Below are 24,915 nucleotides of genomic sequence, written 5' to 3' on the forward strand. Positions count from 1 at the left end.
AAAGGCCAATCAAACCTGGAAATAGCTCGTACTCCCCGAAATGCCTTTAGGGGCAGCGTCGGATGAGTTTGATGGAGGTAGAGCTACCAATTAGATGCGGGGGAGTCATATCCTACCAAATCTAGATGAACTCCGAATGCCATCAAACACTACCGGCAGTGAGGGCTAGGGTGCCAAGGTCCTAGTCCGAGAGGGAAAGAACCCGGACCATCGTCTAAGGTCCCCAAGTGATAATTAAGTTGAACTAAGGAGGTTCAGTCGCTGAGACAGCCAGGATGTTAGCTTGGAAGCAGCTATTCATTCAAAGAGTGCGTAACAGCTCACTGGTCGAGCGACAGAGCATCGATAATGATCGGGCATAAATTATCCACCGAAGACATGGATTTGTGCGTAAGCACGAGTGGTAGGGGAGCATTCTGACAGGGTTGAAGCAGCATGGTGATGTGTTGTGGACTTGTTAGAAAAGCAAATGTAGGCATAAGTAACGATAAGGCAGGTGAGAAACCTGCCCGCCGATAGACCAAGGTTTCCTGGGCGACGCTAATCGTCCCAGGGTTAGCCGGGACCTAAGGGGATTGCCGAAGGGCATACTCGATGGATATCAGGTCAAAATTCCTGAGCATCCGATAATACTGATGGAGTGACGGAGTGATGCAGTATCTGCGTGCTGACGGAATAGCACGTTGAATAGTGTACCTATAGGGACTATAGTTAAATGCGTAGTCCTTGGGGAAACTAGACAGTACATAGCGACTACGGTCAATGTGATAACGATACGAAACGCTTCCGAGAAAACCTTCTAAGATTATATTATTGGATCCCGTACCCCAAACCGACACAGGTGGTTAGGATGAGTAATCCGAGGCGCTCGAGTGATTCATGGCTAAGGAACTAGGCAAATTAGCCCCGTAACTTCGGGAGAAGGGGCGCCTACTTACTTTGTAAGAGGCCGCAGCGAAGAAGTCCAGGCGACTGTTTAACAAAAACACATGGCTATGCGAACTCGAAAGATTCAGTATATAGCCTGACACCTGCCCGGTGCTGGAAGGTTAAGAGGGGGAGTTAGTTTTAGGACGAAGCTCTGAATTGAAGCCCCAGTAAACGGCGGCCGTAACTATAACGGTCCTAAGGTAGCGAAATTCCTTGTCGGGTAAGTTCCGACCTGCACGAATGGTGCAACGATCTGGACGCTGTCTCGGCCATGAGCTCGGTGAAATTGAAGTAGCGGTGAAGATGCCGCTTACCCGCAACGGGACGAAAAGACCCCATGAACCTTTACTGCAACTTAACGTTGGCCGTTGGCCAGGAATGTGTAGGATAGGCGGGAGACTATGAAGGAGTGTCGCCAGGCATTTTGGAGTCATTGTTGAAATACCGCCCTTTCCTGTTTGACGGTCTAACGAGCGTATACTCGGACATTGTTTGGTGGGTAGTTTGACTGGGGTGGTCGCCTCCAAAAGAGTAACGGAGGCTTTCCAAGGTTCCCTCACGACGGTCGGCAATCGTCGGAAGAGCGCAATGGCATAAGGGAGCCTGACTGCGAGAGAGACATTTCGAACAGGCACGAAAGTGGGACATAGTGATCCGGTGGTACCGCATGGAAGGGCCATCGCTCAAAGGATAAAAGGTACTCTGGGGATAACAGGCTGATCTCCCCCAAGAGCTCATATCGACGGGGAGGTTTGGCACCTCGATGTCGGCTCGTCACGTCCTGGGGCTGGAGAAGGTCCCAAGGGTTGGGCTGTTCGCCCATTAAAGTGGCACGCGAGCTGGGTTCAGAACGTCGTGAGACAGTTCGGTCTCTATCTGTTGCGGGCGTAGGAAATTTGAGAGGCTCTGACTTTAGTACGAGAGGACCGAGTTGGACACACCTCTGGCGTACCGGTTGTTCCGCCAGGAGCATCGCCGGGTACCTATGTGTGGAGCGGATAAGCGCTGAAAGCATCTAAGCGCGAAACCCACCTCGAGATGAGATTTCCATATAAGGGTTGTTATAGATGATGACGTTGATAGGCTTCAAGTGTACGTGTAGAGATACATTCAGCTGAGAAGTACTAATCGCCCAATAGCTTTTCTTTTACGGTTAGCACTCTAGTAATAGAGTGCTAGCAAAGTTTTTCCTTTTCACTGTCAAATAACTGATTTTTATTAGTTATTTTGTATTAGTGATTAAATTCGATAATCAAAGATATTAAGATATTGATGGTGTCAATGACGTGGGTGTTCACCTCTTTCCATTCCGAACAGAGCAGTTAAGCCCCACAGTGCTGATGGTACTGGGTTAATCCCCGGGAGAGTAGGTCGACGCCACATTCATTATATATAGAAGGTTAGTTAACACATGATGTTGACTAACCTTTTTTTGTGGCTATACTTTTTTATGGAATAGTAGTAGTCAGAAGAATTTTATGACAAACTAAAAAGCCATAGGATAATTAAATATCTTATGACTTTTTAGTTATTAAGATAATGTATGAAGGTAGTTAACTAACTATTTTTCATGTCATGTAATAACTTGAAAGTATGGTTTATCTCTTCTTTCTCGATAATTATAGAAAATTCATGCTTAGTAGATATAAATTCTACAACATTTATTTTATTCCAAGCTAGTGTTTTTAAGATATGATAAAAAACACCCGGAGCATCTTTAGTATAAGATATTGGCATTCTCATAGTAACAGCAGCAAGATCTTGAATTTCTGAAAGTTTTTCTTCTTCCCAGAAGAGTTCTTTTACTTTATCTGCAAAAGTTCTACTCGTAATAATATTTGTCTCATGCATACCTTTTGATGAAGCATGAAATAAGTCACTACTACTATTTTGTACTAATTCTAATAAATCTTTCTGTGCACGAATAAGTGTAGGAGAGTTTTTATAGGCAAAATCGACAAGGTCTGATCTTACTAAAATATCTCCCATATGTCTTATGTAATCTTTTGCTTGATCTTCTAATTGAGAGGCGTCAACCTTGTGAGCCATTCGCTTAAGTGCCATTACAATTGCTCCTTGTTGTACCTCTTTATTAAATCTTTGTTCAATTTCAGGATGTAACTTTCTAGCAAGAGCACTATAATTTATAATACCTTCTGCAATTCCCTCTTGTAGAAAAGGAGATTCATTTATCAGTTCAGCGATTACTTCAGCAAGTGTGAGCATATGTACTTTAAATTTGAGACTAGATCAAAATTAATGTTTATAGTTAGACTTTTAAAGGCTTAGAAATAAATATCAAAAGATATATAGTTTTTTAAGTATACAGTACTCAATTTGTGTACCTTTATTTACAGATGTTACCTGTTATTTTGAATAAATTAAACCCTTATGAAAAAGGTACTTGTTATAACTTATTATTTCCCTCCATGTGGAGGTATACCTGTAATCAGACCTCTTAAGTTAATAAAATATATTAGAGATTTTGGTTGGGAACCTGTTTTAATTACCCCTAAAGATGCACACTATCCATCTTTTGACAATGAAATGTTAGAAGATTTCCCTCAAGATATTGAAAGGATAAAAGTACCTATTTGGGAACCTTACAGTTTATATAAAAAGTTTACTTCAAGAAATAAGGATGAAAATGTCAATAATGTTTTAGTAGCATCAGATGAGAAAAGTAAATCTTGGAAAGCAAAGCTAGCAGTTTTTGTAAGGAGTAATTTTTTTATACCTGATGCTAGAAAATTTTGGATTGAACCGGTTGTAAAAGAAGTATCAAGTTATTTAGAGAAGAATCAAGTAGATGCAATTATTACTACAGGACCTCCTCATTCAGTTAATTTAATAGGAGCTCATTTAAAAAATCAATTTGATTTACCTTGGTTAGCAGATTTTCAAGATCCATGGACTCAAGTAGATTATTATAAAGAATTAATTTTAACGGATTGGGCGGATAATAAGCATCATCAATTAGAACAACAAATATTCAAGAAGGCAGATGTAATAACAACAGTAAGTGATGCATGGAGAAATGATCTTTTAGATATTGGAGCCAAAAATGTTACTGTAGTTCCATTAGGTTATGACCCTCAAGATTTTTCAATGTTATCTGATAAATCAGATGGTAAAAAAATGAGAATGACGCATCTTGGTTTAGTGGGTAAAGATCGTGTTCCTTATCAATTACTTGATATAATTTTAGAGCTATCAACAGAACTGGAAGGGTTTTCTACTCAATTTGAATTACAATTTATTGGTCAAATAGATTATTCAATATTAGAATTTATTGAAAAACACAAGGACGAAGGTTTAGTGTCTTTTATTTCTCAATTAACAAGAAAAGAAGCTTTAGAAAGAGGTAAATCTTCAGACATACTTTTGATGCTATTAAATAAAGCAGATAATTCATCAGGTCGTATACCAGGTAAGTTGTTTGAATATCTTGCTCTTGAAAAAAATATCCTCAGTCTAGGAAATACATCTGGAGATTCTTCTAAAATAATTGCAGAAACAGGAATGGGAGAATGTTTTGAGTACAATCAAAAACAAGAAATAAAGCAATTAATATCTTCAATGTTCTTGGAGTGGAAAAAAAATGGAAAACTAAAAACATTAAAAAGTAGCGCATACGCTAGATATAGATCACAAAATATAGCAGAAGCATTTTCTATAGCCTTGAAAAGTATTCTTTGAGAAGAAAAAACACAAAAATATTGTATTAAATTAAAATAACTTGTCGTCTACGCAAAACAATTGATAACTTTGCAGTTCTGATGAAATTTCATCTAGAATAATACTAAACATTAAATTAGTCAGATAATGAAATTGGCAATTGGTGGCGATCACGCAGGTTACGAATACAAAGACGAAATCATTAAGCACTTAGAAGCAAATGGTCATGAGGTAAAGGATTTTGGTCCTTTTTCTACAGCATCTTGCGACTACCCTGATTATGTACATCCTTTAGCAACAGCTGTTGAAAATGGTGAGTATGAATTTGGTATCACTATTTGTGGTAGTGGAATTGGTGTTTCTATGGTAGCAAACAAGCATAAAGGTATTCGTGCAGGATTATGTTGGGAGCCAGTATTAGCAGCTTTAACTCGTCAGCACAATAATGCAAACGTATTATCAATGCCTGCTCGATTTATTTCACTTGCAAGAGCAATTGAGATTGTTGATACTTTTATATCAACAGATTTTGAAGGAGGACGTCATCAAAATAGAGTTGACAAGATACCTGTATAAATAAATAGTTAATATATTCTTGAAAAAGAGTATGTTATTAAAATATCAGATAGAAAATGATTCAAAGAATTCAATCAATTTTCCTTTTTTTAATTACAGTAGCAATGGTAGCTGTAATTTTTGCACCCATTTGGTCTGCAAATGTTGAAGGAAAACAAGCCACTTTAACGGCATTACAATTAGTAGTATCTGGTGGAGATACAGTAAATACTGTAGCAATAGCTATTGTGTCTGGATTATCTGCATTTGTAGCAGCAATTTCTTTATTCTCTTTTAAAAATAGAATGAATCAAATGAAATTGAACCTATTAAATAGTGTATTGATATTTGCAACAATAGGGTTGATCTTTTATTATGGATATTTTATGGGTACTGAATTAGTTGGCGGTGAAGGTAAATTTGCTGTTGGTTTCTTTTTACCTGTATTCTCTATAGTGTTTAATTCATTAGCGAATAGGTTTATACAGCGAGATGAGAAAAAAGTGAGAGATTCGATTAGTGGTCGTCTTAGAGACTAATTAGAGAATTTTTATAAAAAAAGAGGTTGATATGTTTTCATATCAACCTCTTTTTGCTATTCGCTATTTTATTTCTCATTCCAGATATCGAATGAGTAAACTGTATCATCAAGTTTTAATGTATTATCATTGTATTCTTTAATGAACTTAGCAATTACTTCATCAGTAACCGAAGGGATATTTAAACAAATATCTAATGGTACACCGCTACCATCTGCATCTTCAGGGCGCTCTTCAACAAATTCAGCAACATCATAATCGTCGTTCTTAGCAATTTCAGCAGAAATATCTTCTAAGGCTTCGATATGTGGACCGTCAATGACATCAAAGTCAGCATCTTTGAATTTAGGATTTTCTTCAATAACAAGCTGAGTTGCTTCTTCATGAATTTTTGCGAAGTATTCCATTTCAAGCGTATATAAAAACGCATCCATTACAACTTCTTCTCCACTTCTAGTTCCAATAAATTGGAATTGAACTTGACTTTCGTCGTTTTCATCAGGTGCAGTGAAAACAAAAGATTTACCTGCAGCCTTGCAAGCATCTTTTACTTTGGCTAATAATTTTGTATTCATCTATGAGAATCAATGATTTATAAGCTGCAAAGATACACCATTTTATGGTTATAAATAAGGTTGCATTGCATCTGTTGAGATTATTGACCATTGTTTAATATTTTTCTTGAATGCTTGGAAGCTTTCATTTACTTTTTTAGCAAATGGGTCATTAGCAATTAGTTCATTTAAAGTGTCTTCTGAATAACCTTTTAGAGCTTCCATTACATCTTCAGGGAAGGGAAGTATTTCATTCTTGCCTTCTTGTACAATTTTTTGTAAATATTCTGTATTGAATTTTTCAAACTCAGACATCATAATGCCATTGTATTTTAAAGAAACTGCTTTAATCAATACTTGAAGATCTTCAGGTAAACTATCATAAGCTTTTTTATTACAAACTAACTCTAATGTCGCAGAAGGTTCATGCCACCCTGGGTAATAGTAATATTTGGCAATTTTGTGAAAACCCATTAGATAATCATGATAAGGACCAATCCATTCTGTTGCATCAATCACACCTCGTTCTAGGTTGGTGTAAATTTCACCGCCAGGAACAGTAACAGAAGTTCCCCCAGCCTTGGTGAAAACTTTTCCACCTAAACCTGGAATTCTCATTTTTATACCTTTTAAGTCTTTAGTAGAGTTAATTTTTGTATTAAACCATCCACCCATTTGTGTTCCAGTATTTCCGCATGGAAATGGCTCTAAACCAATCTTATTATATAATTCTTTCCAAAGTTCGTTACCACCTCCATATAATAACCAAGCATTTTGCTCTCTAGTATTCATTCCGAAAGGAGTGGCTGTAAAAAATACAGATGCAGGAATTTTACCAGCCCAATAATATGCAGCACCATGCATCATTTGAACACCACCCAATTGGACAGCATCAAAAGACTCTAATGCAGGTACTAGTTCACCTCCGCCATATACTTTTATGTTTAAACGCCCATCAGATAAATCAAACAGTTCTTTCGCTAAGTTATTCACACTTTCACCAAGAATAGGGAAGTTAGGAGGCCAAACTGTGACGCATTTCCAATTAAATATTTGATCCTTATTGTTATTTGTTTTTTTCTTTTTTGAAGTAGAATTATCACATGCTGCTATTAAGCCACTTGCAATTGTAGCTGTACTTACTTTAGAAAGCTTTTTAATGAATGATCGTCTAGTATTTTTTTTAGTCATATTATACATGTTCAAAGAACAAAAAAATGAGATTGAAGTCTGAAAATTTCAAAAATTATGGGAATATAATGTTTATGTTAATAAAAGCTACCTATGTTCCTGTTTTTTAGTGATATAAGAATAAATATTTGGTATGTTATTTAAAATGCTTACCTTTGCAAGCCGTTTGAAAGCTGTACTATATCAAATCAGCTCGAACGAGAGATACAAAATGAAGGACCAGACGGGGAGCTCGATGCGTATTTTTTGTTCAGTGAGCTGGATGTTTATGAGCTGACATTCAGGTATTTTATAAAATTTAATTAAGTATAGAACAATGCCAGGACTTATTGCAAAAAAAGTCGGTATGACTAGTATTTATGATGAAAACGGCAAGAATATCGCTTGTACGTTGATTCAAACTGGTCCTAACGTTGTGACTCAAGTTAAGACGCAAGAAACGGATGGCTACACTGCTATCCAAGTAGGCTTCGACGAGAAAAAGGAGAAGCGCACGTCCGCTGCTATGAAAGGTCACTTCTCAAAAGCAAGTACTACGCCTAAGCGCAAAGTAATTGAATTCCGTAACCCAGTAATGGAGCGTGGATTAGGAGACGTTTTAAAGATGGATGAAATTTTCTCTGAGGGAGAATTTGTTGATATCGTAGGAACATCAAAAGGTAAAGGTTTCCAAGGTGTAGTTAAGAGACACAACTTCGGTGGTGTTGGACAAGCTACTCACGGTCAGCATAACCGTTTGAGAGCTCCAGGTGCTATTGGTGCTTGTGCTACTCCATCACGTGTTTTCAAAGGTCTTCGTATGGCTGGACGTACTGGTGGAAAACGTGTTAAAGTGATGAACTTACGCGTTATGAAGATGTACCCAGAGGACGGTTTAATCCTTGTTTCTGGTGCAATCCCAGGTGCTAAAAATTCTTACGTAATCCTTGAAAAGTAGTCGGAAGATGGAAATCGCAGTATTGAATTCTAAAGGCGTTGAGACAGGTAAAGTAACTTTACCAGAAGCGGTATTTGGCATCGAGCCAAATGATCACGCTATCTATCTTGACGTGAAAGCGTACTTGGCAGCACAACGTCAAGGAACGCATAAAGCTAAAGAGCGTGCTGAGATCGCAGGATCTACTCGCAAGCTTAAAAAACAAAAAGGTACAGGTACGGCTCGTTCGGGCTCAATCAAATCTCCAGTATTCCGTGGAGGTGGACGTATTTTTGGACCTCGTCCGAGAGATTACCGTCAATCACTTAACAAAAAAGTTAAGCAATTGGCTCGTCGTTCGGCACTTGCTTACAAAGCACAAGAAAGTAATGTTATAGCTGTTGAAGGTTTATCATTTGATGCTCCTCAAACTAAAGCATTTAAAGAAGTGCTTGCAAACTTGAACTTAACTGGTGTTAAAACATTAGTAGTTCTTGGTGAGCAAAACGAAAATGTTTATAAGTCTTCAAGAAACTTATCTAAGGCAAATGTTGTAGTGGTTAATTCGTTAAACACTTATGATATCTTGCACGCAGACAAGTTAGTTCTTGCTCAAGACGCAGTTGAAAAATTGTCTAACCTCTAAGCCCTTAATATAATGCAAGTATTGGTAAAACCTATCTTGACAGAAAAGGCTGCAATTGCTCACGAAAAAGGTGTTTACACTTTCGTAGTAGCTAAAGGAGCTAACAAGGTACAGATCAAACAAGCTGTTGAAGCAAAGTATGGTGTTTCTGTAGATGCAGTTCGTACTGCAATTCTACCAGGTAAATCAAAAACTCGTTACACAAAAGCTGCTGTAATTAGCGGTCATACTTCATCATACAAAAAAGCGATGGTGAAAGTTGTAGAGGGTGAGATTATCGACATCTACGAAGGTCTTTAAGATCTGATCTAAAGAAAAAAGAAAAGTATCGGGTTCGGAACTTTTGGGTTCCGAGCACTGGTATAAGTTTAACCAATTTGTTGTCTATGGTAGTCAGGAAAACCTATCTGATTACTGTAAAAGCAAATTACGAAAGTTTGAAAAATGGCTGTTAAAAAGTTAAAGCCCATAACTCCGGGACAGCGATTCAGAGTCGCTCCTACTTTCGAGGAAATCACGAAAAGTACACCAGAAAAGTCACTGACTGTTGGTAAGCACCGTTCAGGTGGTCGTAACAACTCAGGTAAAATGACTGTACGTAACATTGGTGGCGGTCATAAGCGTAAATTACGTGCGATCGACTTCAAACGTAACAAGCATGGCATTCCTGGTATCGTGAAATCTATCGAGTACGATCCAAACCGTACTGCACGTATTGCATTGATCTATTATGTAGATGGTGCTAAAACGTATATCGTTGCTCCAGAAGGATTACAAGTTGGACAGACTATCTTGTCTGGTTCAGGTGTAGCTCCTGATCTTGGAAATGCGCTTCCATTGTCTGAAATCCCTGTTGGTTCAATTATCCACAATGTGGAGTTGAAGCCAGGTAAAGGTGCTGCTATGGTACGTTCTGCTGGTGCTTATGCACAGTTGTTAGGTCGTACAGGTAGATATGCTACACTTAAATTACCTTCAGGTGAAACTAGACTAGTATTAATCGAATGCTTAGCAACTATCGGTACTGTTTCTAACGGCGATCATATGAACGTTCGTTTAGGTAAGGCTGGTAGAAAGCGTTGGTTAGGTCGTAGACCACGTGTAAGAGGTGTTGCAATGAACCCAGTTGATCACCCTATGGGTGGTGGTGAAGGTAAATCTTCAGGAGGTCACCCTCGTTCACGTACAGGTGTTTACGCTAAAGGTCAGAAAACGCGTAACACTAAGAAGTACTCTAGTAAGCTGATCGTTTCAAGAAGGAAAAAGTAATTTAAGTCATGGCAAGATCGCTAAAAAAAGGACCTTACATTGATTTTCGTTTGGTAAAGAAAATCGATGCGACTAATGAGTCTGGCAAGAAGCAAGTCATCAAGACTTGGTCTCGTAGATCTATGATCTCTCCAGATTTCATCGGTCATACATTTGCTGTACATAATGGCAACAAATTTATTCCTGTTTATGTTACCGAAAATATGGTAGGTCATAAGCTAGGAGAATTTGCTCCAACACGTACTTACAAAGGTCATATCAACAAAAAAGATAAAGGCAAGAAATAATGGAAGCAGTAGCAAAACTTAACAATTGCCCTATCGCTCCACGCAAGATGATGCTTGTAGCGGACGCAGTAAGAGGTGTGCAGGTTATTGATGCACTGAATACTCTCCGTTATGCTCAAAAAGCTGGTGCTCCTCTAGTAGAAAAGTTAATTCTTTCTGCAGTGGCAAACTGGGAAAATAAAAACCCTGACGAGTCTGTTGAAGATGCAGATTTATATGTGAAATCAATCTTTGTAACTGGTGGTCGCCAATTAAAGCGTTTCCGTCCAGCACCTCAAGGTCGTGCTCACAGAATCCGCAAGCGTTCTAACCACGTAACTGTGGTTGTAGATGCTCGCAGCACAAGCCTTATTGACGTAGTGTCAGAAGGTTCTTCAGAATCAAACGAGTCAGATAATTAATAAAATTTTCCATGGGACAAAAGATAAATCCAATTGGTCTTCGTTTAGGCTATATCAGAGGATGGGAATCTAGCTGGTATGGTGGAAAAGATTTCTCTGACAAGCTTGTAGAGGATAACAAGATCAGAAAATATATCGCAGTTCGTTTACCGAACCCTCGTGCAGGTATTTCACGTGTAGTTATTGAGCGTACTATTAAGCGCGTTACTTTAACTATTCATACTGCTCGCCCGGGTGTTGTTATCGGTAAAGCAGGTGCTGAGGTAGATAAAATTAAAGAAGAGTTAAAGCGTTTAACTGGAAAAGATGTTCAAATCAACATCTCTGAGGTTAAACGTCCTGAAACTGACGCTAAATTAATTGGTGAGTCTATCGCTCAACAATTAAAAAGCCGTGTTTCTTACCGTCGTGCTATGAAACAAGCTATCGCTAACGCGGTACGTCATGGTGCTCAAGGTATCAAGGTAAAACTTTCTGGTCGTTTAGGTGGTGCTGAAATGGCACGTACTGAACTATACAAAGAAGGTCGTATTCCTTTGCATACTTTACGTGCGGATATCGACTATGCTTTATCTGAAGCTTTAACTGTTTATGGTATCATTGGTATCAAAGTTTGGGTATTCAAAGGTGAAGTTTTAGGTCGTCGTGATCTTTCTCCATCAGCTGAAACTGGACGTCGTGACAACCGTAGAGGTGGTAACGATCGTGGTGGTAAGCGTAACAACGATCGTCGTAGAGGCGGCCGTGGTGGCAGAAAAGGCGGTAACAAAGGTGGTGCACCTGCTAAATAAGCAGAAGCACTAACAAAAAAAACTTGCATTCAGGTGGACCCAAGTAGTTGTAGCTACTTGGGTCTTTTTTTATTTTTTATTTTCGAGAGGGAAATAATATATTGAGTATTTATCATTTACTTTATTTTAATTCTGATAAAATAGCTATTAGTGTTAGTGGTTTTGATAAATAGTAAATATATCCATATAAAATTGACAAACTTATTGATAACTATTTTATTGCGTGTCGGTTAGTTAAATCCCTAACAAGTTAGAATCTCATTGACAAACAATTCAATTATAAAAAAATGGCAGGTATAAAGAATTCTGAGAGTAGTCGCGGTGGCTTCTCGAATAAATTCGGTTTTATTATGGCAGCTGCAGGTTCTGCAGTAGGCCTCGGAAATATTTGGAAATTTCCATTTGAAGTAAGCGATGGAGGAGGTGGTGCATTTGTAGTAATGTACTTACTATTTTGTTTCATGCTTTGCTTCCCTGTTATGATGGCAGAAATTGCTTTAGGTAGAAAAACTAATAAAAATGCAGTAGGTGCTTTTGCAGCTAATGGACATAAAAAATGGGCAGGTGTAGGGATACTAGCCGTATTAAGTGGATCACTAATACTTTCTTTTTATAATGTTGTTGCTGGGTGGGCCTTAGGTTTTGCCGTTGAAATGTTTTCTGGAAATTTTTCTGTGGGTAGTAACTTTGGAGAATTTGTAGGTAATTGGCACATTAACTTAATGGTTTCTACAGTCTTTATGTTTATTACAATTTATATTGTAGCAAAAGGAGTATCTGGAGGAATTGAAAAAGCTTCTAAAATTTTAATGCCTACACTGTTATTTTTAATTTTTGGGTTAATGGCTTATTCATTAACACAGCCAGGTGCAATTGACGGCGTGAAGTTTTATCTAATACCTGATTTTAGTGAAATTACGTTTAAGACAGCTTATGGTGCAATGGGACAAGCATTCTTCTCATTATCTCTTGGTATGGGTGCATTGATTACTTATGGTAGTTATGTAGGCAAAAAAGATAATATTGTAAGTGCAACATCAATGATTTTATTAGCAGACGTTGGTATTGCATTTATTGCAGGCTTAATGATGTTTGCTTTTATTTTTTCTCAAGGTTTACAAGGGCAAGGAGGCGGAGCAGGATTAATATTCACAGTTTTACCAGGAGCCTTTGAATCTATTGGTCCTGTATTAGGTAGATGTATTGGAGGTTTGTTCTTTGTATTATTATCATTTGCAGCTTTAACATCAACTGTTTCTTTATTAGAAGTGCCTGTAGCTTATGTAGTAGATGAATTTGAGATAAGAAGAAGTAGGGCTGTTTGGATTGTTGGAGCTGTAATCTTTTTATTAGGTATTCCATCTATGTTAGGAAATGGAACTGTAGACTTTTTTACAAATTTTGTACATTATCATGGTTCCAATATTACGGTAAATTTCATGGATTTTATTGAAGATTTAGCTTCAGATACTTTCTTACCTTTAGGAGGTTTTTTAGTTTCTGTTTATACAGCATATATTTGGAGAGGAGATAAATTTAAAGAAGAAATAGAAAGTGGTAACCCAGGGTTTGCAACATCTTTTATGGGTAAGTACACAATCTTTGCTTTAAAATATTTAGCTCCATTTATTTTAGGATCAATTACAATTATTACAATTCTTTCTAAATTCTTTGGTATTCATTTAATTGATTAGGAGATTTAGAATATCATATATTTAAGGAATTATATCATGAGGTATAATTCCTTTTTTATTAATGGGTAATTTAAGATAGTTATTATCTTTATTTAGTATTGAAAGTACTCTTGATATGATTGTTTCTTTAAGGTATTTCAAGATAATAAGTGATAATATTTAATTTGTATAAAAACTTAATGTTGTAGCATTAAGAGATAAGTATTTTCTTGCACTTTAATTTATACATCTATACAAATTCTCATTGAAATAAACTTTACTTTATCGAATTATTATAATTTATGGCGGGGGTAACAGAAACTAGTCGAGGAGGCTTTTCAAACAAATTAGGTTTTATACTTGCAGCAGCTGGTTCTGCAGTAGGATTAGGTAATATATGGAAATTTCCATTCGAAGTAAGTGATGGAGGAGGAGGTGCTTTTGTTGTAATGTACCTTGCTTTTTGCTTTATGTTATGTTTCCCTGTAATGATGGCAGAAATAGCTATAGGTAGAAATACTAATAAAAATGCAGTAGGTGCTTTTACGGCTCAAGGAAATAAACCTTGGTCTGCAGTAGGTAAATTAGGTGTTGTAACAGGAATCTTTATTTTATCATTTTACAATATTGTAGCAGGTTGGGCATTAGGTTTTGCAATTGAAATGTTTGCTGGTAATTTCTCTTTAGGTCAAAATTTTGGAGAATTTGTTGGTAATTGGCAACTTAATTTACTGTTCTCATCTATTTTTATGATAGTGACTGTAGTGATAGTATCACGAGGCATTTCTGGAGGCATAGAAAAGGCATCTAAAATATTAATGCCTTCTTTATTAGTATTGATTTTAGCATTAATGAGTTACTCTCTGACCCAAGACGGAGCTTTAGATGGAGTAAAATATTATCTGATTCCAGATTTTAGTGAAGTTACTTTCGAAACTGCTTATGGTGCAATGGGACAAGCATTCTTTTCATTGTCGTTAGGTATGGGTGCATTAATTACTTATGGTAGTTATGTAGGCAAAAAAGATAATATGGTGCATGCTACTTTTATGATCTTACTAACGGATGTAGGGATTGCATTTATTGCAGGTCTAATGATGTTTGCTTTTATATTTTCTCAAGGTTTAGATCCAAGTAATGGAGGAGCAGGATTAATATTTACAGTTTTACCTGGGGCATTTGAATCTATAGGCCCAGTAATGGGTAGAATTATTGGAGGCTCATTCTTTGTATTATTATCATTTGCAGCATTAACATCAACAGTAGCTTTATTAGAAGTGCCAGTTGCTTATGTTGTAGATGAATTTGAAGTGAGAAGAAGCCGTACAGTTTGGATTGTTGGATTAGTTATATTCCTTTTCGGTATACCATCTATGTTAGGAAATGGAACTGTCGCCTTTTTTACAGAATTTATAACATATAGTAGTGGTAAAACAGTATCATTTATGGATTTTGTAGAAAATCTAGCATCTGATACTTTTATGCCATTAGGTGGTTTATTAATCTCTTTTTATACCGCATGGGTATGGAGAGGTGATAACTTCAAAAAAGAAATTGAAAATGGGAACCCAAATTTTGGGAATTCCCTTTTAGGAAAGTATACAATCTTTGCATTAAAGTATCTAGCACCTATAATTTTAGGCTCTATTACAGTAATAACTATTTTACTTAAGTTCTTTGGAATAGATGTAATAGGTTCTTAACTGTAGTTAGATTATTTGCAAAATAACAACGCATGAAGGTTTAATCCTCATGCGTTTTTTTATTGACTAGCTTATCAAAGTAATATGAATTGTCAGATAATAATTAAGTTTTTGTCTGATTTCAGAAAAATTAGTACGATATATTAAATATTGAGTGTTTTAATGCTTCTGATTTGCTAATTTTGAAGCTGAATTTTTGAAAAAAGATCATTGAGTAATGGCAAAACAAGATAAAGAAAATATGTTCCAAAAAGTTGTATCTCATGCAAAAGAGTATGGCTTTGTATTTCCATCATCGGAAATTTATGGAGGACTTCAAGCAGTATATGATTATGGATCAAATGGTGTTGAATTAAAAAACAACCTTAAAAAATATTGGTGGGCATCTATGGTGCAAATGCACGAAAATATTGTAGGTGTTGATGCATCAATCTTTATGGATCCAAAAGTATGGAAAGCTTCAGGTCACGTGGATGCATTCAATGATCCATTAGTAGATAATAAAGATTCTAAAAAACGTTATAGAGCAGACGTTCTTATCGAAGATTTGATGGCAAAATATCAGATCAAAATCGAAAAAGAAGTACTTAAAGCGCAGAAACGTTTTGGAGATGATTTTGATAAAGATCAATTCTTAAAAACAAATCCAAATGTTTTAAGAAATCAAACTAAAATTGACGCGATTGAAGCAGAATTTAAAACTGCTTTAGAAAACGAAGATATGGATGGTTTGAAAACGATTATTGAAAGTAACAATATCGTTTGTCCAATTAGTGGTACTTGTAACTGGACAGATGTACGTCAGTTTAACTTAATGTTCTCTACAGAATTAGGTGCTGTAGCTGGAGATTCATCAAAAATTTACCTTCGTCCAGAAACGGCTCAAGGTATTTTTGTGAACTTCTTGAATATTATGAATACATCTAGACAACGTCCTCCTTTTGGTATTGCTCAAATTGGTAAAGCATTCCGTAATGAGATTGTTGCTCGTCAGTTTATCTTCCGTATGCGTGAGTTTGAACAAATGGAAATGCAATTCTTTGTTCAGCCAGGTACAGAAATGAAATGGTATGAGCTATGGAAAGAACGTAGAATGAAGTTCCATCATGCAGTTGGTGCAGCCGAAAACTATGTATTCCATGATCATTTAAAAACAGCTCATTATGCAAATGCAGCTGTTGATATTGAATTCAAATTCCCATTTGGGCAGAAAGAATTAGAAGGTATCCACTCTCGTACAGATTTTGATTTGAATGCTCATCAAGAACTTTCAACTAAAAAATTACAATACTTTGACCATGAATTAGGGAAAAATGTAGTTCCTTATGTTGTCGAAACTTCTGTAGGTTTAGATAGATTATTCTTATCAATTCTTACTGGAGCATATACAGAAACAGAGGAAAATGGAAAATCTAGAACTTTCTTAAAATTCCATCCAGGTATTGCTCCAATTAAGGCTGCAGTATTCCCATTGACTAAGAAAGATGGGTTACCAGAAAAAGCATTGGAAGTAATGAATGAGATCAAATTTGATCATAATGTTGCTTACGAAGAAAAAGATGCAATTGGTAAACGTTATACACGTCAGGATTTAATTGGAACGCCTTATTGTATTACTGTAGATCACCAAACTTTGGAAGATAACACAGTAACTGTAAGAGAAAGAGATACAATGGAACAATTCAGATTGCCAATTTCAGAATTAAAGGCATTCATGGATGAGAAAGTATCATTAACAAGTTTGTTGAAGCAGTTGGTATAATCCACTAATTTGATATAAATTTAGGCTCATGATTTGCAGTGATAACTGTAGTCATGAGCCTTTTTAATTTTTTGATTCAATTTCAAATGAAGAAGTATTTATTTTTAATTTCTATACTCCTTACTCTTATTTTTTCATCGTGTCAGTCTTTGAGTAAATACACGTACTCTAATCGTGTAGAAAGAAGAAATAGAGAACTTTTAGCAGAGAATGGAGGCGGAAACACCAATGGGCAGTCTACCACAAAAAACAATACAGCTAAACCTAAAAAAGGAGTTGAAGATAAAATACCAGCAGGGAAAAAGCTAACTCCTCAAGAGTACATTAGTATGTATAAGGATTATGCTATAGAATCCATGCATAAAAAGAAAGTACCTGCAAGTATTACACTGGCTCAAGGTTTATTAGAATCAGGTAATGGGAATAGTAAATTATCGAGAGCATCAAATAATCATTTTGGTATTAAATGTGGCGGTAATTGGAATGGAGAATCTTATAAATATGATGATGATAGACCTAATGAATGTTTTAGAGTGTATGATTCAGTTTTAGATTCTTACGAAGATCATGGAGATTTTTTAAGAACTAGATCATGGTATTCATCATTGTTTGAATTAAAAATAACGGATTATAAAGGATGGGCTAAAGGATTAAAAAAAGCAGGTTATGCTACAGATCCTAAATATCCTTCTAAATTAATTACTATTATTGAAACATACCGTTTAAATGAATTAGATAAGCGGTAAAAATAATTTTTTGTATTAACGATTCTACAACTAACAAATTTTGAAATACTTTCTACTTTTAACTTATCTGCAAGAGAAGGTAAGTATGCGTACTCGAGAATTTTTCAGTTTACTCTTACTTATCCCAATTGTACTCTTATGTCTATATACCCCTCAGGTTTATAAAAAAATACAATCTATCCTTAATACAGGTCAAAAAGATAATTTGACTTATTTAGTGTTAGAGTCTACACCTTTTATAAAAACTTTTGACCCTAATTTTGCTACTCCGCAAGAATGGAAGAAGTATGGTATTCCTTTCTATTTAGGTGAACGAATTGTAAAGTTTAGATTGAAGGGAGGACAATTTTATGAAAAATCTGATCTTAAAAAGATCAATGGGATGACAACAGAATTATTTTCTTTAGTAAGTCCTTATCTCATTATAAACAAGCAGTACCTTCCTAAACCTCAAAAAGGTAATTATAGAAAAAGTTATAAACCTGTTATAAAGAAGAAGAAACTTAAGCTTTTATCGTTTAATCCTAATGATGTACAAAAACAGGAACTTGAAGCAATGTTCTTCCCATCATCAATAATTAAATCTTTAATTGGTTATAGAAAGGCTGGAGGAGTTTTAAAAGTAAAAAGAGACTTCTTAAAATTATATGGAGTTGATTCTGTTTTCTATAAAAGTATCTCCGACTCTATTCTTTTACCAGAAGATCTACTAATTAAAAAGAAAATCATATATTCAGTCGATATTAATACTGGTACTTTAGAAGATTTTAAAAAGTTAAGTGGGATAGGAGAAGTTAGAGCAAACAAAATAATTAGTTATAGAAACAAGCTCGGAGGTAGTTTTTATAAAAAAGAACAACTTTTAGAGATTTATGGAATAAAAGATGTTTATAATGATATAGTATCTCAATTAGTTTTTAAAGATGGATCTATTATTAAAATAGAGGTAAATACTGTTAGCTACGAGAAATTAGCTACTCATCCTTATATTTCTTACAAGCAGGCAAGGTGGATTATTAACTATAGGAAACAACACGGACCTTATACAAGTATTATTGATTTACTTAAAATTAAGACCATCAATGAACAAGATTTAGAGAATATAATTCCATATTTATCGTTTCGTAAATAGATTTTTTTGAATAGAGAATGTTATTGAGAGTATTTTTTTGTTTTGTATTAAGTAGTATTATTTCTACGAGCCTATTAGCCCAGGAACGTAGATTAGACCCTGTATCTTTACTTACGACAACTAGAATACTTTCTTCGGATTATTTTGAAGGTCGTAAAACAAATACCAAAGGAGGGTTATTAGCAAGAGATTATGTGGTAGACGAATTTAAAAAAATTGGTTTAAAACATTTTGATAGCTCTTTTATCCAAACTTTTAATTTTTATAATAAGCTATACAATGTTCATGAAGTGGGCCATAATGTGATTGGTTACGTTGAGGGGAAGAAAGTAGTACATCCTAATGAAGGGTGTATAATTATTGGAGCACATTATGATCATTTAGGTGTTTTTGGAGGAGATATTTATAATGGAGCAGATGATAACGCTTCAGGCGTAGCTGCACTTTTAGAAATAGCGAAAGAGTTTGTTAAAAACCCAGCAGATTTACCAATTGTATTTATTTCTTTTGATGCTGAAGAAAGCAGATGTGCGGGATCAGCCTATTTTTTAGAAAGTAACTTTTTGCAATTAGAATCAATTTTATTGTTTGTTAATATGGATATGATATCCAAAAGTGATATTAACGAGTTGTCTGTTACTGGTGTTCATTATCATAATGAATACCGTAAGGATATTCAAAATAGCGTTGAAGGTAATATGACTGTTAAATTTGGCCATGATCGTAGAAAAGATGAAGGTTTGAATAATTGGGTTTTTGCTTCAGATCACGGAGAGTTTCATAAAAAAGGAATACCATTTATCTATTTTGGGGTTGAAGAACATAAGGACTATCATAGGCCATCAGATACTTTTGATAGCATCAATATTGGTTTTTTTGTAGACTCTAGTAAAATGATTTTATCTTTTATGGAAAAGGTAGGACATAAAAAAAGCCTTCTAAGAAAAATTAGAAAGCTTTAGTATGCTGTAAGGGAAGGAATCGAACCTTCACGGAGTACTTAGCAACTAGACAAATCGTGTGTGCATCGCACGTTTAGTGGTCAACCCATTACCTAGTGTTTATCGCGAACCTCCACCCCCGAGACAGGAGGGCATGTCTGCCAGTTTCATCACCTTACAGTGTATTTCAAAAGTCTACTTATTCGTATAATAAGTAGTAGCTGTAAGGGAAGGAGTCGAACCTTCACGAAGTGCTTAGCCTTCTAGTAATTGTGTATGCATCACACTTTGTATTACTAAATGTTTATCGCGAACCTTCACCCTCGAGACAGGAGGGCATGTCTGCCAGTTTCATCACCTTACAGTGTATTTCAAAAGTCTACTTATTCGTATAATAAGTAGTAGCTGTAAGGGAAGGAGTCGAACCTTCACGAAGTGCTTAGCCTTCTAGTAATTGTGTATGCATCACACTTTGTATTACTAAATGTTTATCGCGAACCTCCACCCCCGAGACAGGAGGGCATGTCTGCCAGTTTCATCATCTTACAGTATATTTCAAAAGCCTACTTATTCGTATAATAAGTAGTAGCTGTAAGGGAAGGAGTCGAACCTTCACGGAGTGCTTAGCCTTCTAGCAAATCGTGTATGCATCGCACGTTTAGTGGTCAACCCATTACTAGTGTTTATCGCGAACCTCCACCCCCGAGACAGGAGGGCATGTCTGCCAGTTTCATCACCTTACAGTGTATTTCAAAAGCCTACTTATTCGTATAATAAGTAGTAGCTGTAAGAGAAGGAGTCGAACCTTCACGGAGTGCTTAGCCTTCTAGCAAATCGTGTATGCATCGCACGTTTAGTGGTCAACCCATTACTAGTGTTTATCGCGAACCTCCACCCCCGAGACAGGAGGGCATGTCTGCCAGTTTCATCATCTTACAGTGTATTTCAAAAGTCTACTTATTCGTATAATAAGTAGTAGCTGTAAGGGAAGGAGTCGAACCTTCACGGAGTACTTAGCAACTAGACAAATCGTGTGTGCATCGCACGTTTAGTGGTCAACCCATTACCTAGTGTTTATCGCGAACCTCCACCCCCGAGACAGGAGGGCATGTCTGCCAGTTTCATCACCTTACAGTATCATAATCTTTTTACAACTAATTCAGATAATCGTTTTACCTTTCCCTTTTGTTGTTGATACAAAGTAAAGGAATTTTATTTTATACTGCAAACTTTTTAATGAAATAGCTTAATATTTACATTTTTATTAAAAAATTATCAATTTTTTTATCAAATTTATAATTACATCTTATTTATAGAAGTGTTGATTAGTGAATTAATAATGATGGTTCACTTAACACAAAAAAAACCTTCACTTTTAGAGTGAAGGCTTAATTAAAAATCAATTTTTCAGTTAAATAATTGTTATTCCTATAACATTATGACTGAAGAATGAAGATTGTTGGTTTTTTATGAATATCAACTTTTTCAAATTTCCACTCTTTAAGAGTAAGTGTTTTGATGTACTCATCTTCTGCTTGAATATTTGATGCTATACAAAGTTTAGTCATAGGACTTAGATTATTGCATAAATCTTCTAGCATTGCTCCATTTCTAAAAGGAGTCTCCATAAATATTTGAGCTTGATATAACTTTGCAGAATCTTTCTCAAGAGTTTTCATGGCTTTTATCTTTTCTGCTTTTTGAATTGGCAGATATCCATGGAAAGCAAATTTTTGCCCACTTAAGCCAGAAGCCATTAAGGCTAGTAATATAGAAGATGGACCAACAAGGGGTTTTACTTTTATATTTTTCTTGTGAGCGTATTGAACAGCTAAAGCGCCTGGATCTGCTATACCTGGGCATCCTGCTTCAGATATAATACCTATATTTTCTCCTTTAGGAACAGCTTTGAATAAGTTTTGAACTTGTTCTGGTTTTGTTTTTTTATCTAAAATTTGAAAATTTAGATCTTGTACTGTAACTCCCTCTATCTTCCATCCTCCGATAAAACGACGAGCAGTTCTAAGATCTTCAACAAAAAAGTATTTTGTTGATTGCAATGCTTTTTTTGTTTCTTCGGGCAGCACATCATAACGCTCTGCAGCAAGAAGACTTGGAATTAAGTATAAAAACACGATAATTAATGTTTAAAAGATTATTTCATTAACAATGTTAAAATCACTTAATTTATATTAATTCATTTTTTATTAATATACTCTGTGTAATTTGAACACTACTATTTACTAATTTTACAAACTTAATGAATTAGGTGCTGATAAGTAGCAAGAGCCACAATAAACAAGAAAAAATTGGGAAATGTTGATTATGGTGAAATAATAAAGAAGTCATTTTTCATGATTTGTGCATTTTATTTAATGTTCATTTCATTTGGAGTGATGAAGTACTCTTTCACTTTATTAGGAGGAGGGTTTGCAGAAGAGTTAGTGGCTGCGGCACATAATCCTTTTATATATTTTTTTATAGGTCTTCTAGGTGCGGCAATTTTCCAAAGTAGTTCTGCAGTTACTTCTATACTTGTTGGTGCAGTAGGTTTAGGGCAGGTATCTTTAGATGATGCTGTATTTGTAGTAATGGGTGCTAATATTGGTACTACAGTTACAAGTACAATTGTAGCATTAAGTTATATAGATAATAAGAGCGTCTTTATGCGTGCTTTATCTGGAGCAGCATTACATGACTTTTTTAATATTTTTGTGGCTATAATTCTTATGCCTTTAGAATTAACCACTGGCTTCTTATCTAATTTATCTCAAATTATAGCAAGTAGTTTTTTCTCTACTGATCTTCCAATAAAAAATGCACATTTTAGTGGTGTAGGAATTGGAGTTGACACAATAATTGACAGCCTATTTTCAGGAATGACGGATCATCCATTCATTTTACTAGGTATTGCCATTGTAATGATGATTTTTTCTCTGAAGTTAATAGGAGGGATGACTAAAGAGGTCTTAATGACCAAAAGTAAATTAAAGGCAGAAGATTTTGTATTCAAAAATGATTTTGTGAGTCTTATTTCAGGCTTGTCTTTAACTGCTGTTGTTCAATCTAGTTCAATAACATCTTCTTTAATTGTTCCTTTAACTGCAAGCAAGAAGATTGGTTTATCAAGAGCTTTCATGTTTATAATGGGAGCGAATGTAGGTACAACAATTACTGCATTATTGGCTGCTTTAGCTACAGGAACGGAATATGGGGTAGAAATTGCTTTAACCCATGTACTATTTAATGTTATTGGGGTGATAATTTTTACAACCATTCCAATACTCAAGAAGTTACCTGTTTGGTACTCTAAAAAATTAGGATATTTGGCAGCTAGAGAACGTATTTTTGGTTTTCTGTATTTATTTACGCTGTTCTTTGTCTTGCCTTTTATATTAGTATGGCTCAGTACTTAATTCCAAATTTCTGTTTCGCCTTTATCATATGTATATTTTGAAGGTTTTTCTTTCATAGAATTTGATTTTCCTTTCATCTGAGCATTTTGAATTGTTTTAAAGTGCGGAGCAAATTTTTTCTTTTGCACATGCTTATATGAATTCTTTCCATGCCCTTTACCATAATACATCTTAGTTAATGTAAGACGTTGCTTTATTCTTACATAGTTAGGTTCAAAATTAGCAGCTTGTTTAGCAATGCGTCTATTTCTAGATCGATCTACAATAACGTAACCTCTATATTGAGCAGCTTCCTTGCCTACCTTTCTACCTTTGTTCTTTTCTACTACAACATATCCTTTTTGGTTTGCAGCATCACGACCAACTCTTCTCCCTTTATTTTTTTCTACAATAACATACCCTTTTTGGTTAGCAGCCGCCTTATTTATTTTTTTTCCTTTGTTCTTTTCTACTGTAACTAATACAGGAGAATTTTTATGAGCACTTACTGCTTTTTGTTTTTTCTTCGGATTGTTATTTACATAAGGCTTGAATTTTTTCATGTCTTTAGAAACATTTTTCCGAGCATTATCAGATAGCTTGATATTAGGATTTACTTTTCCAGCATTTTTTGATTTTCTTCTCGATTTTTGCTCATCTAAAGGTTTGTTTCCAGTATTTTTTCCACTGTATTCTTTAGATTGACTAGGAGTTAAAGGAGCAGTAGCACTATTTACTTGGTAAGATTTCTGTTTTTTAGCTTTTTCCTTTTTTTTCTGTTTCTGTGTTTTATCAGTTTGTTTTTTCTTTGTAACGTTTTTAGCATTCTTGTCTCTATTTTCTTGAGCATAGGCAGCAGTAGAACTAAACGCACTAAAAAAGAGAATAGTAACTATAAGTAGAATAGAAAAATTATTTATTGAAACAGATGTACGAGCCATGTTAGTAATCCAAACATTTTTAAAATAGAAATTGCTACCATAGAAACGAGTAGCCACTTTATTATTTCGTTGGCTTTTTCAGATCCTGATGCAAATTTACCTGCAAACCATGTGCCTATAACTTGTCCGACAGCTAATAGAATAGCAGCGAGCCACATAACTTGTCCTTTATATAGAAAAACAAGGAAAACAGGTAAAGTATATACAGCAATAATAAGCATTTTTATAGCATTAGCTCTAATTAGTGTCATTTTTCCTAAGTTGGATACACTTACTAATATCATAATACCAATACCTGCTTGAACAAAGCCACCATAAAAACCAATAGCAAAGAATATAATATTATCTCTCCAAACAGTGTATTTAGGTTTTTGCCCTACAGCAAATTGAACAGCAGGAGATTGTTCTTTCTTTTTAAGAATAGGATAAAGCATTCCAATCATTAATGTACCAATAATGTACTGCAAAGTTTGTTCATCTATATCTGCTACTGTAAATGCACCAACTATAGCTCCAATTAAAGAGGGAATAACAAACCTGAGCGAAGAAGGGATATCAAGTAAATTACTTTTTTTGAATGTATAAGCTCCTGTGGCATTCTGAAATAAAATACCTAGGCGGTTAGTTCCATTTGCTACTCCAACAGGCATACCTAGAAACATTAGTAATGAAAGCGTAAATAAAGAACCTCCACCAGCTAATGTATTAACTATTCCAGCTATAATTCCAGTAATTATGTATGCAATGATAGATGTATATTCAAATAAATGAGAATCCATGGGTAGTTTTTACGGGTAATTTCTTTTTTAGCAATTTTAAGTGAGTTCTCGTTCTAAAAGTTAACTATATTTGTACTTCAAATTCA

At 35.3% G+C, this 24,915-nt stretch carries 23 protein-coding genes and 2 rRNA genes (1 of these 25 only partly in view); 19 read left to right on the top strand and 6 right to left on the bottom strand.

The annotated features are described in order from the left end of the window. Both KM029_RS15065 and rrf read left to right on the top strand, forming a co-directional pair. A 23S ribosomal RNA gene (locus tag KM029_RS15065) occupies positions 1–2,078 on the top strand; it begins 799 nt to the left of the window's first position. A 123-nt stretch (positions 2,079–2,201) separates the two neighbouring features. After that, positions 2,202–2,313, top strand: a 5S ribosomal RNA gene (rrf, locus tag KM029_RS15070). A 174-nt stretch (positions 2,314–2,487) separates the two neighbouring features. Here the strand turns inward: rrf and KM029_RS15075 are convergent. Then, positions 2,488–3,156, bottom strand: coding sequence for an aspartate kinase (locus tag KM029_RS15075; protein ID WP_144074029.1), 669 nt, complete (start codon positions 3,154–3,156; stop codon positions 2,488–2,490). Positions 3,157–3,321: 165 nt separating this feature from the next. Between KM029_RS15075 and KM029_RS15080 the strand changes: the two genes are divergently transcribed. The 3 genes from KM029_RS15080 (at position 3,322) to KM029_RS15090 (ending at position 5,702) form a co-directional block, all read left to right on the top strand. After that, the gene (locus KM029_RS15080) at positions 3,322–4,629 is read left to right on the top strand and encodes a glycosyltransferase (RefSeq protein ID WP_144074030.1); all 1,308 of its coding nucleotides are present in this window, start codon (positions 3,322–3,324) and stop codon (positions 4,627–4,629) included. A gap of 126 nt (positions 4,630–4,755) precedes the next feature. Next, positions 4,756–5,184, top strand: a complete 429-nt coding sequence (gene rpiB, locus KM029_RS15085; RefSeq protein ID WP_184679526.1) for a ribose 5-phosphate isomerase B — start codon at positions 4,756–4,758, stop codon at positions 5,182–5,184. Positions 5,185–5,240: 56 nt separating this feature from the next. Then, on the top strand, positions 5,241–5,702 hold the full coding sequence (locus KM029_RS15090; RefSeq protein WP_144074032.1) for a DUF4293 domain-containing protein: 462 nt from the start codon (positions 5,241–5,243) through the stop codon (positions 5,700–5,702). A gap of 68 nt (positions 5,703–5,770) precedes the next feature. Here the strand turns inward: KM029_RS15090 and KM029_RS15095 are convergent, their stop codons facing one another. Together KM029_RS15095 and KM029_RS15100 are read right to left on the bottom strand one after the other, a co-directional pair. Then, the gene (locus KM029_RS15095) at positions 5,771–6,277 is read right to left on the bottom strand and encodes a hypothetical protein (RefSeq protein WP_144074033.1); all 507 of its coding nucleotides are present in this window, start codon (positions 6,275–6,277) and stop codon (positions 5,771–5,773) included. Positions 6,278–6,325: 48 nt separating this feature from the next. Continuing rightward, positions 6,326–7,447: a TRAP transporter substrate-binding protein gene (locus KM029_RS15100; protein ID WP_240050308.1), complete on the bottom strand. Its 1,122-nt coding sequence runs from the start codon at positions 7,445–7,447 to the stop codon at positions 6,326–6,328. A gap of 316 nt (positions 7,448–7,763) precedes the next feature. Here KM029_RS15100 and rplC point away from each other — a divergent pair, with 316 nt between their 5' ends. The 13 genes from rplC (at position 7,764) to KM029_RS15165 (ending at position 19,735) form a co-directional block, all read left to right on the top strand. After that, on the top strand, positions 7,764–8,384 hold the full coding sequence (gene rplC / locus KM029_RS15105) for a 50S ribosomal protein L3 (protein ID WP_144074035.1): 621 nt from the start codon (positions 7,764–7,766) through the stop codon (positions 8,382–8,384). A 7-nt stretch (positions 8,385–8,391) separates the two neighbouring features. After that, positions 8,392–9,009 (top strand): 50S ribosomal protein L4, encoded by a 618-nt coding sequence (gene rplD, locus KM029_RS15110; RefSeq protein ID WP_144075704.1) that lies wholly within the window; start codon positions 8,392–8,394, stop codon positions 9,007–9,009. A gap of 12 nt (positions 9,010–9,021) precedes the next feature. After that, positions 9,022–9,309: a 50S ribosomal protein L23 gene (rplW, locus tag KM029_RS15115; protein ID WP_144074036.1), complete on the top strand. Its 288-nt coding sequence runs from the start codon at positions 9,022–9,024 to the stop codon at positions 9,307–9,309. Positions 9,310–9,453: 144 nt separating this feature from the next. Beyond that, entirely contained in the window at positions 9,454–10,278 is an 825-nt protein-coding gene (gene rplB, locus KM029_RS15120; protein WP_144074037.1) for a 50S ribosomal protein L2, read from the top strand. Positions 10,279–10,286: 8 nt separating this feature from the next. Beyond that, positions 10,287–10,565 carry a 30S ribosomal protein S19 gene (rpsS, locus tag KM029_RS15125; protein WP_126615782.1) on the top strand — a complete coding sequence of 93 codons (279 nt, stop codon included), beginning with the start codon at positions 10,287–10,289 and terminating at the stop codon, positions 10,563–10,565. Then, positions 10,565–10,966 (top strand): 50S ribosomal protein L22, encoded by a 402-nt coding sequence (rplV, locus tag KM029_RS15130; RefSeq protein ID WP_144074038.1) that lies wholly within the window; start codon positions 10,565–10,567, stop codon positions 10,964–10,966. The genes rpsS and rplV overlap by 1 nt, the downstream gene beginning before the upstream one ends. Positions 10,967–10,977: 11 nt before the next feature. After that, complete coding sequence (gene rpsC, locus KM029_RS15135) at positions 10,978–11,757, top strand: 30S ribosomal protein S3 (RefSeq protein ID WP_144074039.1); 780 nt, start codon at positions 10,978–10,980, stop codon at positions 11,755–11,757. 287 nt (positions 11,758–12,044) lie between these two features. Further along, positions 12,045–13,451, top strand: coding sequence for a sodium-dependent transporter (locus KM029_RS15140; RefSeq protein ID WP_144074040.1), 1,407 nt, complete (start codon positions 12,045–12,047; stop codon positions 13,449–13,451). Positions 13,452–13,732: 281 nt separating this feature from the next. Continuing rightward, positions 13,733–15,133, top strand: a complete 1,401-nt coding sequence (locus tag KM029_RS15145; RefSeq protein WP_144074041.1) for a sodium-dependent transporter — start codon at positions 13,733–13,735, stop codon at positions 15,131–15,133. Between the two features lie 217 nt (positions 15,134–15,350). After that, positions 15,351–16,895: a glycine--tRNA ligase gene (locus KM029_RS15150; protein ID WP_144074042.1), complete on the top strand. Its 1,545-nt coding sequence runs from the start codon at positions 15,351–15,353 to the stop codon at positions 16,893–16,895. 86 nt (positions 16,896–16,981) lie between these two features. After that, positions 16,982–17,641 carry a glycoside hydrolase family 73 protein gene (locus KM029_RS26945; protein ID WP_240050309.1) on the top strand — a complete coding sequence of 220 codons (660 nt, stop codon included), beginning with the start codon at positions 16,982–16,984 and terminating at the stop codon, positions 17,639–17,641. A gap of 40 nt (positions 17,642–17,681) precedes the next feature. Beyond that, positions 17,682–18,773: a ComEA family DNA-binding protein gene (locus tag KM029_RS15160; protein ID WP_215586344.1), complete on the top strand. Its 1,092-nt coding sequence runs from the start codon at positions 17,682–17,684 to the stop codon at positions 18,771–18,773. A 17-nt stretch (positions 18,774–18,790) separates the two neighbouring features. Then, positions 18,791–19,735, top strand: a complete 945-nt coding sequence (locus KM029_RS15165; protein ID WP_144074044.1) for a M20/M25/M40 family metallo-hydrolase — start codon at positions 18,791–18,793, stop codon at positions 19,733–19,735. Between the two features lie 1,415 nt (positions 19,736–21,150). Here KM029_RS15165 and KM029_RS15170 read toward each other — a convergent pair. Next, positions 21,151–21,849, bottom strand: coding sequence for an SAM-dependent methyltransferase (locus tag KM029_RS15170; protein WP_144074045.1), 699 nt, complete (start codon positions 21,847–21,849; stop codon positions 21,151–21,153). Between the two features lie 219 nt (positions 21,850–22,068). Here KM029_RS15170 and KM029_RS15175 point away from each other — a divergent pair, with 219 nt between their 5' ends. Further along, on the top strand, positions 22,069–23,130 hold the full coding sequence (locus KM029_RS15175) for a Na/Pi symporter (RefSeq protein WP_144074046.1): 1,062 nt from the start codon (positions 22,069–22,071) through the stop codon (positions 23,128–23,130). Here the strand turns inward: KM029_RS15175 and KM029_RS15180 are convergent. Continuing rightward, complete coding sequence (locus tag KM029_RS15180) at positions 23,127–24,050, bottom strand: hypothetical protein (protein WP_144074047.1); 924 nt, start codon at positions 24,048–24,050, stop codon at positions 23,127–23,129. The two genes, KM029_RS15175 and KM029_RS15180, sit on opposite strands and share 4 nt — an antisense overlap. Continuing rightward, positions 24,026–24,829 (bottom strand): sulfite exporter TauE/SafE family protein, encoded by an 804-nt coding sequence (locus tag KM029_RS15185; RefSeq protein ID WP_144074048.1) that lies wholly within the window; start codon positions 24,827–24,829, stop codon positions 24,026–24,028. Before KM029_RS15185 ends, KM029_RS15180 begins: the two co-directional genes overlap by 25 nt. Between the last annotated feature and the right edge of the window lie 86 nt (positions 24,830–24,915).

This window comes from Flammeovirga kamogawensis, from assembly GCF_018736065.1.
GTDB classification, from domain to species: domain Bacteria; phylum Bacteroidota; class Bacteroidia; order Cytophagales; family Flammeovirgaceae; genus Flammeovirga; species Flammeovirga kamogawensis.